Origin of the sequence: Thermoanaerobacterium aotearoense (genome assembly GCF_009905255.1) — a bacterium.
GTDB lineage: Bacteria > Bacillota > Thermoanaerobacteria > Thermoanaerobacterales > Thermoanaerobacteraceae > Thermoanaerobacterium > Thermoanaerobacterium aotearoense.
The window spans coordinates 181,600-197,082 of record NZ_CP047602.1 but is presented as its reverse complement, the minus strand read 5'-3'; the positions used below and the strand labels follow the sequence as shown (position 1 = coordinate 197,082).

12 protein-coding genes are annotated in these 15,483 nt (G+C 36.8%); 1 reads left to right on the top strand and 11 read right to left on the bottom strand.

What is annotated here, in order from left to right; all coding sequences use genetic code 11:
* Positions 1–5 precede the first annotated feature (5 nt).
* The 9 genes from GSH73_RS00985 to GSH73_RS00945 form a co-directional block, all read right to left on the bottom strand.
* Positions 6–716 carry a glycosyltransferase family 2 protein gene (locus GSH73_RS00985; protein ID WP_014757305.1) on the bottom strand — a complete coding sequence of 237 codons (711 nt, stop codon included), beginning with the start codon at positions 714–716 and terminating at the stop codon, positions 6–8.
* Positions 717–810: 94 nt separating this feature from the next.
* The gene (locus GSH73_RS00980) at positions 811–1,218 is read right to left on the bottom strand and encodes a GtrA family protein (RefSeq protein WP_038068571.1); all 408 of its coding nucleotides are present in this window, start codon (positions 1,216–1,218) and stop codon (positions 811–813) included.
* The gene (locus tag GSH73_RS00975; protein ID WP_014757307.1) at positions 1,187–2,155 is read right to left on the bottom strand and encodes a glycosyltransferase family 2 protein; all 969 of its coding nucleotides are present in this window, start codon (positions 2,153–2,155) and stop codon (positions 1,187–1,189) included. The genes GSH73_RS00980 and GSH73_RS00975 overlap by 32 nt, the downstream gene beginning before the upstream one ends.
* 43 nt (positions 2,156–2,198) lie before the next feature.
* Positions 2,199–4,364 carry a glycosyltransferase family 39 protein gene (locus tag GSH73_RS00970; RefSeq protein WP_014757308.1) on the bottom strand — a complete coding sequence of 722 codons (2,166 nt, stop codon included), beginning with the start codon at positions 4,362–4,364 and terminating at the stop codon, positions 2,199–2,201.
* Positions 4,365–4,657: 293 nt separating this feature from the next.
* On the bottom strand, positions 4,658–6,265 hold the full coding sequence (locus GSH73_RS00965) for an MptA/MptB family glycosyltransferase (RefSeq protein WP_014757309.1): 1,608 nt from the start codon (positions 6,263–6,265) through the stop codon (positions 4,658–4,660).
* A gap of 118 nt (positions 6,266–6,383) precedes the next feature.
* Positions 6,384–7,760: a HAMP domain-containing sensor histidine kinase gene (locus GSH73_RS00960; RefSeq protein WP_014757310.1), complete on the bottom strand. Its 1,377-nt coding sequence runs from the start codon at positions 7,758–7,760 to the stop codon at positions 6,384–6,386.
* On the bottom strand, positions 7,757–8,434 hold the full coding sequence (locus tag GSH73_RS00955) for a response regulator transcription factor (protein WP_038068576.1): 678 nt from the start codon (positions 8,432–8,434) through the stop codon (positions 7,757–7,759). The genes GSH73_RS00960 and GSH73_RS00955 overlap by 4 nt, the downstream gene beginning before the upstream one ends.
* A gap of 213 nt (positions 8,435–8,647) precedes the next feature.
* Positions 8,648–11,185: an S-layer homology domain-containing protein gene (locus GSH73_RS00950; RefSeq protein ID WP_038068578.1), complete on the bottom strand. Its 2,538-nt coding sequence runs from the start codon at positions 11,183–11,185 to the stop codon at positions 8,648–8,650.
* A 283-nt stretch (positions 11,186–11,468) separates the two neighbouring features.
* Complete coding sequence (locus GSH73_RS00945) at positions 11,469–13,007, bottom strand: DUF4127 family protein (RefSeq protein ID WP_038068601.1); 1,539 nt, start codon at positions 13,005–13,007, stop codon at positions 11,469–11,471.
* Positions 13,008–13,098: 91 nt separating this feature from the next.
* Here GSH73_RS00945 and GSH73_RS00940 point away from each other — a divergent pair, with 91 nt between their 5' ends.
* Positions 13,099–13,959 (top strand): polysaccharide deacetylase family protein, encoded by an 861-nt coding sequence (locus GSH73_RS00940; RefSeq protein ID WP_014757314.1) that lies wholly within the window; start codon positions 13,099–13,101, stop codon positions 13,957–13,959.
* A gap of 7 nt (positions 13,960–13,966) precedes the next feature.
* Here GSH73_RS00940 and GSH73_RS00935 read toward each other — a convergent pair whose 3' ends face one another.
* The gene (locus GSH73_RS00935) at positions 13,967–15,010 is read right to left on the bottom strand and encodes an acyltransferase (protein ID WP_014757315.1); all 1,044 of its coding nucleotides are present in this window, start codon (positions 15,008–15,010) and stop codon (positions 13,967–13,969) included.
* A complete protein-coding gene (mntA, locus tag GSH73_RS00930; RefSeq protein WP_014757316.1) occupies positions 15,010–15,408 on the bottom strand; it encodes a type VII toxin-antitoxin system MntA family adenylyltransferase antitoxin in 399 nt (132 codons plus the stop codon). Before mntA ends, GSH73_RS00935 begins: the two co-directional genes overlap by 1 nt.
* Positions 15,409–15,483 lie beyond the last annotated feature (75 nt).

Sequence of the window (15,483 nt, the reverse complement as noted above, 5' to 3'; positions counted from 1 at the left end):
ACCTCCTATGCTTTTTGTTGTTCTTTGGCTTTGATGCAATTTATCAGTATCGCCAGCGTCACCTTTACCATGTAATAAATTGAACGCCTAAAATTGATAGAAGAACGTCCGCCTAATCTCTCATACATCTCCACAGGTATTTCCACGATTTTAAACCCGCCTTTGCTGAGCCTTGCTACAACTTCAACTTCAGGGTAATCTTGAGGATAGCTTTCGCTAAAGTATTTGATGACTTTCCTGTTAGCTGCCCTAAAACCTGATGTGGTATCATATATGGCTTTGCCTGTCAGAGCTTTTAATAAAAGCGTAAAAAAGTATGAACCTGTCCGCCTTAGATACGATCCCTTGTAATTGGTCTTTGAAACATACCTTGACCCTATCACAAGATCAGCCTTATCTTCTAATATGGGCTTTATAAGCTTATCTATGAATCTTGCATCGTGCTGCCCATCTGCGTCAATCTGTATCGCTATGTCGTAGCCATACTTATAAGCATACTTATATCCTGTCTGCATACATCCACCGATTCCAAGGTTAAAAGGGAGATCTATGACTATGACACCATTGTTTTTAGCGATAAGAGATGTCTTATCGCTGGAACCGTCATTAACAACGAGTATATCTACATCTTTATTTGTTAACTTTATATTGTTGATGACGCTGTCGATGGTCTTCTCCTCGTTGTAAGCCGGAATGATGACAATGACATTTGGCAATTTATTCAACTCCCATCACATTAATACACATTACATTATATCATAAATTTATCACATAAATAAATTTTTCCTCATTTTTACATAAGAATCTACGTTATGCCTTCTTAAACACCCAAAGTTTGCTGCCTACAAAGTTTATCATCATTGAAAACAATGTGGCAATCACTTTGGCAGAAATCACGCCTAAAATGGGTTTTAATGGATACAGGATAGAAAGAGATACCGCTAATGACACACCATTTACAGCGATAAATTTGAATACTTCGTATCCATGCGGAGTTGATTTGTCGCCAAATGTCCAATACTTATTCATGATAAAGCTGTTTACAACGCCACAGCTATAAGATATTACCTGCGCTGCCATGTAGTACATTCCAAAAAACGTAAGGACGGTAAAGACCGAAAAGTCCACCAAAGTATTTACTATGCCTACCAGATTAAACTTTATAAACTGCACAAATCCTGCCTTGTTATTCCATCCTTTCTCCTGTCTTTCCATCATCAAACCCCACCTTTCTCGCTATGATGTACAATGGTCTATCCCTTACCTCGTCGTATATCCTTCCGATATACTCTCCAAATGCCCCTAAGACCGAAAAGTTTAGACCAAATAAGATCATATTTATAGCCATGACTGTATTCTCCATCGACACATCTACGCCTGCGACTTTTAAGACAAGCTCTACAATCAAGTACACAAAACCTGCAGCTAACAGGAAAATGCCCAAGTTCAAAGGCAATTTAAGCGGAGCGTAAGAAAACGACGTTATACCGTCCATGGCCAGCTTAAGCATCTTTTTAAGCGTGTACTTTGTTTCACCTGCAAGCCTCGGATCTCTCACGTATTCTACACCTATCTGCTTAAAGCCTACCCAGCTTACAAGCCCTCTTATATACCTGTTTTTTTCCTTTATGGAATTAAGAGAATTCATCACATCACAGACTTTTCTGTCAATAAGTCTGAAATCTCCTGTATCAACAGGTATGTCTACATTTGTAAGGCTTTTTAGCAATCTGTAGAAAACCCTTGCTGTAAAGAGCTTAAAGAATGACTCCCCTTTTCTCTCTGCCCTTTTGCCGTACACGACATCGTATCCTTCTTTCCACTTCTCGATCATCTTCAGTATCACTTCAGGTGGATCTTGCAGATCCGCATCGATGACAACGACAGCATCACCTTTGGCATTGTCCATACCGGCTGTTATGGCTGTCTGATGCCCAAAATTTCTCGAAAAGCTTATAAGCTTCACGTTTTTATCACTCATGCTTATCCTACTCAAAATCTCCGCTGATTTGTCATGGCTTCCATCGTCTACAAATATAAGCTCGTAAGTCTCATCAGTTGAGTCCATGACTTTTTTAAGCCGCCTGTACGATTCTTCGATAAGAAGTTCTTCGTTGTACACAGGTACCACAACAGAATATCTTATATGAAACATATCTATCCCTTCTTCCCAAAATATTTATGTCCAAGTGCCAATGTCAGTTGACATTGACACCTTTAAGATCATAAAGTTCTCCAAAATCTCTGCCAAAACCTCCGAAGCCATTGCCGCTTTGGGTAGAATTTGTGTTGCTCCACTCGCTTGTCGGCACAAGCTTCCCATTTTCTCTTACCCAGTTCATTATCTCGCTGTTGGAACCTCTGTCCATTCCTCCTGTCATCACGTACCTTACTTCTCCTTTTTTCACAAGCTCTTTAAACTGACTCAGTGTCAAAATATTGTCAGATCCTGAAAAACCACCCAACGCCATCACAGGCTCACCTGTCTTTATGATTATGCTATCTGCACTTTGTGATGATGATACGACTAAAAGGTACTTTGCATTGCCTTTGTTTTTCTCAAGGAAGCTTATAAGCTTAGAATTTGTACTGCTGTTTATATCTCCACCTCCGAAATCAAACCTATTTCTACCTGTAGAAAGCTCTAATCCGGCAGACGGCATTGTGCCATTCATAGGATAAAACAGCGTCGTAGCCGACCAGATAGTAGGCGCTATCAAAAGCCCTATTACACCTACTGTAAGCATAGCCTTTTTGACTTTAAATCCACTATTTTTAGCAAAAATCATCAATGACAAGACTACTGCCGAATCGATAGAAAGCACTGCAACAGATAACATGATGTACTTCGTAAGATTAGACGTATTGTAGTGGTAGTACAATATTAAAAGCTCAACCAAGCCGTCAGCCACAAGTGATAGAGGTAAAAGCCATGACTTTGCACTGCCTTCTTGGTACATCTCCCACATTGAAACGATGCCTATGCCTGTAAGTGCCGCTATAGGAGGTGCCATCATCGTCAAATAGTACGGATGGAACATGCCTGTGGTAAAACTGAAGTATATAAACACAGGTACAAGCCATGAAATCCACAGTATCAGAGAAAGCTTCCTACCGTCATCAAATGGCCTTTTAAGCCTTTTTCTCAAAATTTCTGCTAAAAATCCGAAAATAGCCATCGGGAAAAGCCATATTATCTGATCAGACAGGCTGTTGTTTGAAAAAAGCCTTAATACGCTGGCTTTTTCGTCTCCGCCGAACATGCCGCCCATGCCGCCTCTATTGCCATTTGGCCTTTCAAAATTGCCACCTACGAAATTTGGATTTGGCGCATTTTGCCCATTAAACCTTGGGAAATTACCTTGGTTTGCAGGTGGTGTATTTTGAGTGGCATTTGAACTACTGCCATTCTTAGTAGCGCTTGATACCGTATCTACTGACGTACTTAATTGTGACGTGCCTTGATTAGACTGCCTATTAAATTGACCGTTGAAATCTCCAAAGTTTCTACGGAATTCTCCACCATTGAAATTTCCTACGCGGCCGCCAAATCCGCCTCCAAAACCTGTATTTCTGCCAAGGCCAAGCCTTTCAAGCCCATTGTGACCTATTATGAGCTCTAACTCCGAGTTGTCTGTACTGCTGCCTACATAAGGTCTCATGCTTTGAGGAGTCATGTCAACAATGATGGCCCATGAAAGAGATACAATAAGTAAAACAACGGTAGCTAATGACAAATAGCCTATCCTTTTCTTAAAACTTATCTTTGACGCTAAAACGTATGTTATATACACTGCCGGAATTATCATATAAGCTTCCAGCATCTTTACATTGAAGCCAACGCCTACTAAAACTAAGCTTAATAGCAAATACTTAAGTTTACCTGTATCTAAGGCTTTCATAAGGGCTAAAACTGCAAACAAAAGGGTCATAAGCAACATATTGTCAATCGTATTATTTCTGCTGTCTGCCACGAATACAGGCGTTGTGGCTAAAACCAATGCTGCTATAAGCCCTGCTGCCTTGCCAAAATACTTTTTAACGAGGACGTATATTAAGGCTACTGATATTACACCTGCTATGGCCTGTGGCAGCAATATGCTTATGCCATTAAATCCAAATATCTTGACAAAAATAGTCTGTATCCAAAATCCCAATGGAGGCTTGTCTATAGTGACAAATCCAGCCGGATCGTATGATACAAAGAAGAAATTCTTAAGACTCATGCTCATGCTTTTTACGCCTGCAGCGTAATACTGGTTTGCATATCCTTCGATGCTTAAATTGGTAAAATTTAATATAGCTGATAATAGTAAAATCAAATATAACCCAATATTGTCTTTGTTAAACTTCAATCTTTTCATGGTTCATCCTCCAATCTATTAACTAATTGTAATAATTTTATTGCTCATATAAGCTTCGTGTTCTATGTATCTTCGATTCACTTCTCTCGTTTTGCTAACGCCGTCTATGCGTTGTGACGGCTTTCGCTAACGCTCATACGCAAAACTTCGCTACGTTCATCGGATACATTAACGAACACTCCGCAATATATTCGCTCATAAAATTATTACAAATTAAGTACTTGGTTGAAATTTATCGCTCATATAGGCTTATTCCATATATCTCAATATACCCTCAGAATGTCTTATAAGTTTCAAATAGTTGTGTGAATTTCGTGTGATTCTAAACCTAAATCAAACGCACATATCTTATTTATGACAGCTACATCGTAAGATACTTTTACAAGGTAAATTGCCATCACCACATTTGCCAATGAAACCATCATAGGCACAAATCCAAAAGAATTTCTCAAACCTCCAAACAAAACGTAGTACATGTTTAAAAAGCTTGTTATGCTGAAACCGACAAAAAGCCCAAACAGCCTCATGTCTTTCACATACAAAAATGCCAATATTGCTAACGCTGCAGCAGGGAATAAGTATCTTTCATGCATCCCTGTCGAAAATGTAAATACTAAAGCGATCTGCAAAAGCGCTGCAAGATACGCAAGGTCGCTGTTTTTCCCTTTGATGTATATAAACCAGGAGAACAATGTAGCCAAAACTATGAATATAAATCCCCATGTGCTGTAGCTAAATACAAGCAATTTTGTGCCAGAATTCACATAGTTTGCTCCCAACAATCCGTAGAAATTAAAGCCATTTACAGATGCATAAGGGTACTCTGAAATAGTCTTTTCATACAACTTAAATATCCACAAAGGATCTTGACCTATAGCAAACGGCACCAAGACGATAACTGCCGTAACCAATGACGCCACAAAAGCCTTTAATAAATTTTTAAAGCTTCTCTCATTCACAATCTCAAAAAACAAGACAGGTGCAAATATGATTCCCTGCGGCTTCATAAGCACTGCTGCTGTAAAAAACACCGATGAAAGCCAAAGTTTTTTCTCCGACAGAAAATACACTGCTATTATCACAAGCATCGTGAAAAACGAATCAACCTGTCCCCAAGCAGATGAATTTATGAATACGGCTGGATTGAAGATGTACAAAGCCGACACAAACGCACTTATGCTTTTTGCAAAATGCTTATTTGCTATTTTGTATATGATGTAAGATGATGCAATATCAGCTAAAATCGATGGAAGCTTCAATAGCACATTGTAATAATGCGATAGATTTCCGATTGACGCTATCTTGCCTATTAAATAAAGCACGTAGATGTAAAGCGGTGGATAATCACAGCTTGGAGTATTTTTGTAGAAGTTTAATATGTCCTGCGATGCAGACTGTGCCCAGCTTCTAAAAAGCCCTATATCACCTGAATAACCTTCAATAGTTGCAGCTATATAAAGCCGCATGAAAAATCCTATCAAAAATAGTGTTGCTATGATGAATTTGTCGCTTTGCAAATCTAACTTAAACTTTTTATTCTTCAATGCATAGTAACTTAAAATAAACAACAAAAACACCACTGCCGCATACGCCATTATATACACGCCGTACCTTGATGATGTTCCCCTGAACCCTCCAAAATTCCCTCTACTGCGAGGCATCTGCCATTGGGATTGGCTATTCTGTCCATTTACTTGAGGAGGATTGCCTCTTTGCCAGACACCTTGATTTGTGTTTCCACTGCCCCAACTTCTATTTGTGCTGCCTTGCGCGAAATTATGTTGAAAATTCCCCCTAAACCCCTCTGTACTTCCACTGTAATGGTACAGTGCGTACGCACTTAAAATCACCAATAAAACCAAGACAAATGCCAAACTGTACTTTACCACCTTTTTGCCCATCGCCTTATCTCCTTTTCTTTTATCCTGCCTATAGAAATTATAAAACTTAAATGTTGCAAAAAAATTAAAAAAATGTGTGATTTCTGTGTGAAAAAAGCAACCAGCATACGCTGATTGCTTATTTTAAAGGGTATTTTATTATGAAGCTTACGCCTTTATCTCTATTTACAGCTTTTATCTCGCCATTATAAAAGTCTACGATTTTCTTCGTTATGGCAAGTCCTAAGCCAAAATTTCCCGTCTTGTCCTTGTACATCCTGTCAAATATATGTCCTATATGCTTCTCATCGATCTTTGGCCCGTCATTGTATATGTCAAGATAAGCATACTGACCTTCTTTTTTAAGTGTCACTTTTATCACTTCATTGGCATATCTTAGGGCATTGTCAAGGATGTTTTCTATGCTGACCTCTATCTTGTCCCTATCGCCCTTTATTATAACCTCATCCAAGCTTAAGTCCCACTCAATATCGCTTTTTATGATTTCAAACCTGCTTATTATGTTGTTCACAAGATCCTTTAAATTTATATAGTCATTTTTGGTATCATTCTCCAGCACATAGTCAAGTGTATTCAAGTAAAGCATCTGGTTTATTTTCTTTTGAAGCCTTATGGCTTCGTCCTTAATTATGCCTGCCGTCTTTTCCAGCGAATCGATGTACACACCGTCTATTATGGCATCGGCATGACTCATTATCACCATGACAGGTGTCTTTAGGTCGTGTGATATGCTTTGCAAAAACAGCTTTTCCTCCTCGTCCGCCCTTTTCAACTCTTTCTGCATTATATTCATGGAATTTGCCAGCATACCTATCTCGTCTTCCCTGTCTATGTTTATAGGCTCTTTCCAATCTTTGTGAGCTATCCTCATGGTATACTCCTCTAATTTCTTTAATGGCTTTGAGATGTATCCTGCGATGATTATAGACGTAAAAAATCCAATGATGATGAATATTATTCCTATAGCAATGACCAGATAAAGAATGGTATTGTCCACCATGTTTGGCACGTACGACACAAGATAAGCTTTATTGGACGAATCGTAATTTACTGTGCTTATGATAAAGAAATACTCCATGTTGTTGTAGACTTCCCTATAAAGCTTCTCATTCATGTTTCCGCCTTTTATAAAACTGGACATCCAAAGCTTAACGCCAAGTGAATCAAAGGATGGATTATGAACGTCTGGCGGAGGTTCTCTGTGATTTATGTCTATGATCAAAGGTCTATTTGCAGTATCAAAATCAACAATGAAGTTATCTCCGCCTTTTAGATTTCTCAATCTCGAAAAATTGTTGTAGTTGCCGCCAAAATTATTATTTTTAAGAAGCATCTCATGTGAGACCTTTAAATCCTGTATCTTGTTGTTTTCTTCTACTCTCCTGTATGCAAAGATATAAAGCATCGACAGGCTGCACACTATGATAAGTATGACAGCAGTAAATGTCATCCATATTCTCATTGCAAGTGATCTAAATCTAAATATCTTCTTCATGATTTACACACCAATTTATAGCCGTATCCGTATACGGTCTCTATATTTAATCTATCCACTTTTTTCCTAAGCCTTCTTATGGTGTCGTCAACCACCCTGTCAGAGCCGAAGTAGTCCTCTCCCCAGACATTATTCAATATCTGATCTCTCGAAACCACAATATTTTTATTCTTTACAAGGTAGCAAAAAAGCTCATATTCTTTATTCGTAAGCTGTATCTCATTATCACCTAAATAGACAGTCCTTTGCTTCTCATAAAGCGTATAATCCCCCACTTGCAAAGCATCATCGCTGCCGCCTTCTTCTTTCCCGTATATCCTCTCCATAAGCTTGTTTGTCCTAATGACAAGCTCACGAGGCAAAAAAGGCTTCGAAAGGTAGTCGTCGCTTCCAAGCTCTAATCCTACCACCCTGTCAAGCTCCTCATTTCTTGCAGACATAAATATGACAGGCGTAGACTTATTGTGCTCCTTTATGGCCTTTATAAGCTCATATCCATCTACATCAGGAAGCATTATGTCAAGTATCCATAGATCTGGCATGTCGTTTATCCGCTCCATCGCCGTACTTCCATCAAAAAAGGTAGTGACACTATAGCCTTCCCTCTCAAGATACTTCTGCAAAAGAAGGTTTAGGCTTCTTTCATCCTCTACAAGATATATTTTTCTTGGCAATTTAATCACCAGCTTTTACACTATACTTACTTCGTCTATTATTTTATCACATAAAAATAACAAATGTATAAAGAAATTGTGTGAAAGGTGTGTGAAAATAAAAAACATGGCGAATAAACTTCAAAGGAAGATTGCCATGTTTTTGTAGAATAATTTGATTTTTAAATATAAAAAAGTCCCCCAGAGGAGGAGGACTTTTTTGTTAGGCTTGTGTTATTTTGTGCCTCTTATTATAATCAGCACAGCTTTGCCCGTTGATGGATTTGTATATACATCAACTACTGAACTACCCGTAACACCATTCAAGCCTGTAATATTGCCGTTTGCATCTTTTGTTACAGTATCTTGAACTATGCTACCAAGACCAACTACTGTATTAGCACCATTTACAGCATTTATAACAACTACATTGTTATCAAGTGGCATAAAACCAGCACTTGTGTATATACTATTATTTTGATAATTGAAGTATACTGTAGTACCCTCAGCATATACAGTCTTTGCAGTTGTATCAGCTTTACTTAATAATGTTGCACCAATTACATTACCCGAAGCATTAATTGTTAATTGATATGCTGCATTTGTAGCACCTGTTGCTATTGTGCCATTACTATTAACTGCAATATCGCCAAGATTTAATGTGCCTGCTGGTGCATTATATGTCTTTGATACGCCGTTCTCAATTACATTTAATGAAATGTATGAAGTTGACGATGTTACAACTTCATTTATACCTGTTACATAATCAACAGGAGTTGTTGTACTTGTTAAGCTTGCTACATTATTAAATATCACTAAGCTCAATGTTCCATAACTACTGCTTGATAATGAATAAGCATATATAGCTGGATGTGAACTGTCAGCTACATCTGACCAGTTGACTGGTGTCAATGTCTTGTCAGTAGGATCATAGTTATAGAAAACCGTTGAAGAACTTACATAGTATGGTGTTCCATTTATCTTAATAAGATTATCCGTTTTGTCTGTCAAAACACCTGTACTTGGTACTGAATTAACTGTAATTTCAGCTAAATTGCTAATATTGCCATTTGAATCAAGTGAATATGTGACTACATCTCCAGCATATACATTAGCAACTACAGTTGATGGAATATCACTATATACTACATTAAATACTTTACTTGTACCATCTGGCAACGCCAATGAAACTGACGTATTATATGGAGTAAAAGTATTACCATATTGTACTACAGCATAATTTGTAGCAGTTGATGTACCACTCCATTGAACTATAGTATTATTTTTACCTACTATAGCAGTACCTGTTGAACCAGCGCTTACTGATACTCCTGTACTACCAGGTATCGCTGAACCAACTGTGTAATTAGTACCATTAATTGTAACAGTTGTTGTAGAACCACTTACTGATACTTGTGATATTGTACCAGTTACAGACTGCCTTACAACATACAATACTGTTGCTGTTCCATTAGTCACATCCTGATTGTCAACTGGAATACTTACTTGATATACTACATCTCCAGCTTTAATATCTGTAGCTTTTGATACTGCACCTACTACAGGATATGGATTGCCATTACTGTCATTTATTGCAAATCTATTGTCTATATAACTAGACGAAGATGTCACATTGTTATTTACTAACAAACTTTGAGCATTTCCTGTTGCGTCAGTTATAACAGCATATCCATAACCAGATACATTAGTTGGATCAATTAATGTAATCTTTGAACCATTGTCAACCACTTGGCTCTTATAAACATCTGCCATTGTTGTCAATACACCATCAACCACAACTGGGATATTATCAACAGATACCGAAGCATCATAGAATGAATATTTTTGAGTAGTAGCATTAAATGAAACTTCACTATTTGTTGTAGCTGTAAATGTCTTTATATCTGTTGTAACAGGCGTTGCAGCTAATGGATTGCCATTTGTATCTTCATTAACTGTAACTATCTGTCCAAGATAATTGTTGAAGTTTACAGAACCTGTAGGAATCAATGTATAAACTAAATTGCCATTATTATAAGTCATCTGATATAAGCCATTAGTTTCTGTAACTGGTACTACTTTTACATAGCCTGTAGTTACACTGCTATCAACATCATGTGTTGCATATACATAGTATGTTGTTGAATTTCCAACTCTGCTTAACAATGTTTTGCCTGTGTCGCTTTCTGCACCGTTGACATATGTGTTAATGTCAAGATCTAATGCATTGTTTATTAACATAGCCATTTCGCCACGTGTTATTGTTGTGCCAGCAGATAAAACAACACCCTTTGTTATACCTACACTTGTAGCTTTAGATATAACGCCATATGGCCATGAATAATCTTGTGTATAACCTAATGCTCTTAAGATCATTGCAAGAGCTTCTGTATATGTTACAGGATTATTTGGTCTAAATGTACCATCTGGATAACCACTTGGATCAGCAACGTTTATATCACCTGCTGCCCAGAAATTTGCTGGAACATCGCTGAACTTTGTAGGACCAGCTGATACTTTTGCAGCTTGTTGCAAACCTTCTGCTGCATTAACAAAAGCGATCATCTGTGCTCTTGTCACAACACCGTCGGGTTGGAATGTACCATCTGGCATACCAGATACTAAACCCAACGATTGCAGACGAGCAACTGCACTCGCATACGGTGCACTACTGCTCACATCGGAGAATGTCCCTGCAAAGCCTACTGCCATTGCACTGAACACCAATGTGAACGTGAGAACCACTGCTATTAACTTTTTAAGGTTCTTCATGGAATAAATCCTCCTCCTTAATATATAGTGTATATTTTTCTTTTGAAAGGTGGTACCTTCCAAAAAGCTTTTGACTATGTAGGGTGGCTCTTTGCCAACCTGAGTTAATTATATCATCGTGTCAATCACGAAGTCAATAAATGTTACCATTTTGTAATAAATCTGTAATAATCGATTAACAATGCTTATGCCGCCAAATAGTGCATTAATTAGATATATACGACAAATTTTTAAAATATCCTTCTTAAATTTAACATAAAATTATTAACAAATTATTAAATTTTCAGTCCAAAATTGGTGCAATTTTAATTTCGAACATCCTGTTCCATGGATATTCTACATCTGCACCTTTTATTTTGATGCCGCAATCGGCGTATACGGACATAAGCGTATCGAGATACGGCTTCATCTTTTCTTTTAGCACATCATCTGCTTCATTTTTGTTTGTCAAATTGTCTGGGTTTAGTCCATTTGTTTTTGCCCAGTTTTGCATCTCATCTCTCACTATGCTCTGGTATATGTAGTCATCAGCATACCTTATGAAAGTAAATGCATAGTAGTATTTTTGCATATCTTCTAAAGCATTTTTATCTTTTTTCGTATCAATATATGATTTTATGCTCAGCTCTGATACTACTGTCCCTATAGTGTTGCTGGGTGTATTCCACCCGGAATACGCATCGACACTGGTAATAAGCTTATCTTTAAGTATCTCATCTACAAGATCTTTATCACCTCCGTTTGTCTTGGCCACATCTGCCACGCCAAAATTTTGTCCACTAATTTTATATTTGCTTACTACATTTTTTATTCCTGTTTTGTAATTTTTGTGCATGTGAATGTAGATGATATTTTTTGCATCTTGTGATGTCTCTCCTCCTATGTAGCCTATCTTCTCCTCTGTTATCTCTTTCACTGTCCCACCTTCAAAAAGCAGATAATTATTTTCATCGCCACTTTCCTCGTACACTATCTTATAAGATGGTTTTAAACCATTTTCTTCATTTAGTATCTTCGCCACTGTCATCATGCTTATTTCGTCTGCACCATGAAGCATATAGACATTTTTATGGCCTTTTATGGAACTTTTTAGATCATCATAGGAGTATTTAAGCATGCTTTTCATGGTGGTATCGTCAAGGCCGATGGTCAGAGTAACATTTGGCTTTAAATCTGATGCCATTTGCTCGTTTATAAGAGCTTCTGAGGCTATCACAGCCATACAGTTAAATAAATAAGAAGGCATACTTAATTTCAATCTCTCAAGCGTCTTTGTATCGTTCTCTGATATGGCTTTCTTTACTTGCTTGTAATAATCTATATTAGCCCTATTTTGAACGTATATTGTGTCCTGCTGATAAAGAACTGAAGATACCTGCGGCATTATAGATATTAATACAATCCTTTTGCCATTTGCCAAGTCCATTATTTGCTTTAATCTTTCAAGGCTTTCTTTGTAATTAATATCATTTATGTAACTTCGTGATGCTATAAGCCCACCTGATATAAATTGATTGGTGGATATGATGACAGCGCTTATGTCAGGCCTTTCGACAGCTCCTTTAAGCCAATCATAAATCATATCTTGATTGCTTTTTTTCTTGTAATCATCAAGTGCATCCATGGGAGGCACTAATAGCTCTTTTCCTCCTGCCTTTGCCAATATATCTACGTTTTGAAGGGATACAGGCCTCGTGTCAAGAGGAACAAAAACTATCTTGTCTTTTGACACATATTTCAGATTGTCTTTATATGATGTGTCAATGGAAGCCATGATTATTGTCATCATGACTACAATTATGAATGCAAAAAATTTCTTCATTGTCATTTATTTCTCCTTTTATCATTTCATCCAAGCTTTCTATATTATTTTACAATATGTTGTGATATAATGCTATTGCGAGGTGAAATAAGTGAAGAAATACATGATCGTTTTCTCTCTTATTGTTATAATTGCCGCATTAGGTTTTTATAGATATGAGAAAGCTGAAAATCTAAAAAAGTGCGTCCCTGTCCTTATGTATCATAATATTTATGATGGAAATATCCCGCCAAATAAAAGCGGCGTCTTAATCACACCACGAAACTTTGAAAAGCAGATTTCGTACCTTAAAAGCAATGGATATGAAACTATAACTGTAGAGGACTTATATGACTTTATGAAGTACGGTAAAATGCTTCCAAAGAAACCTATACTTATCACATTTGATGATGGCTACCTTGGCAATTACACTTACGCATATCCTTTATTTAAAAGAATCGGCTATAAAGGTGTGATAAACGTCATAGTGAAGAACGTGCCATCGCCTACCAATAAAGTTGTGACTCCATATCCGCATTTTGACTGGATAGAGGCAAAGGAGATGTCTTCAAGCGGCGTGATGGAGATTGAAAGCCATACATACGATTCTCACAAGTATGCGAAAAGCGGAAATCATGATATACCTATGCTATCAGGACCTATAGATATAAATGGAAAACTCGAAACTATGGATGAATACAGAAAAAGGATAACAGATGACCTTTCAAAGGCAAAAGAAGAAATAGAAAGAAATTTAGGGAAAGAGGTCATTGCTTTGGCGTATCCTTATGGTGTAGGCAGCGATACATCTAAAGATGTGGCAGCATCATTGGGGTACAAAGTGATATTTACTATGGAAGAAGGCGTCAATTTATATAAAGGCGACACATACGCAGTGAAACGTATAACTGTGAAAAATACTGATACAGGAGAAGATATAGTGAAGAAAATAGAGAGGTATGAAGGAAAGTGAAGAAGCATCATTTGCCGACGACAGCCACGCCAACAATTTTTTGTTTTTTAATAATCATTGCAAAAAGATAAGATACTGCGTAAATTAGTATAAATGTGATTATTATGTATATATCGTAGAGATATTGATTGCCTGTATTTAAAAAGTGATTTGCCACATCTAAAAAGAGCGGATGTGACAGATATATGCCAAATGAAAGCTTGCCTGTATTTGCCAATAAACCGCTTAAAGCATGGTAATTCAATATCTTCGTCGACAAAGTTAAAAAGAACAGCGACGCTAAAAGTGCAAATGCATAATAGTAAATATTGTACAAATTAGAATCTATATGCTTATTTGCAAATGCCCTAAGTGATATATCAACAAAAAGATAGCCAAATAAAACCGCGACAAGGAACGAATTAAGCAATTTTTTGCTGTAATGTTCTCCTAACTTATGCATGTTTTCGCCAATATACATGCCTGCAATTATAAACGATATGTACGTTATAAAAAGAAGACTGGAATTTTGGTAATATCTACTTATGACGTATTTGAATAGCAATACACTCATTGTTTGAAGTATTATAATAGATAACACAATCGTTTGTGTATTTTTATTTATGAGTCTATAAATATAAAGCAGTACAGGAAACAAAACATACAGCTGTGCTATTAAGACTATAAAATAGAGATGGTAAAACATGCCACCAAACAGGATGTTTTTAATTGTCAATATCGATCTCAACGGCACATGATGCGCTATGTGCAAATATGCACCGTATATTATTGTCCAGACAGCATACGGCAGCAATACGTTTTTAAGCCGCTTTTTGTAAAACAGCCTCCAATCGCACCCATCGCCATAATTGTACATAAGAAGCATAGCTGATGCGAATATAAATGCTGGCACTGCAAACTGTGAAAGCCTATTTATCACAGCAAATATGATATAAGATAAAGATGATTTGTTTAACTGAACAACCGCATTTGAAGTAGTATGTATCATCAAAACCGCTATTATAGCTATGCCTTTCAGTATATCGATCTCGTCTATGCGTGATTTTGTCATCAATCTCTCTCCTTGATTTTTATTTCATTCAGTCCTTTCAAATAATCGTCGTAAAAAAATTTCATTGTTATTCCATAATCACCGTAAAATTTAAAAACATTTTCTTTAAAATCGGCTAATTTTAAATAATCTCTGCAATACAATAGATCTCCCGTATAAATTACCTTATGTTTAAACTCAAGAGATGCTTTATTTAGATTTATTAAATCTATATCATCTGTGCCTAATATTTCTGAAAATTTTACTTCTAATGAAAGCTCATCATTAAGGCTTGGCATACGTTCATATAAAACAGCAAAATCAATGTCACTATTTTCATTTTGATATTCCGTCCCATACGATCCAAAGATATACAAAGCTAATATATCAGGATTTTCTTTTACATAATCTACAAGCAAACCGATCTGTTTTTTATATTTGTTAAATTTCTCATAACTATCACCGTTTATTAATTTTCATTGTCATTATATCAC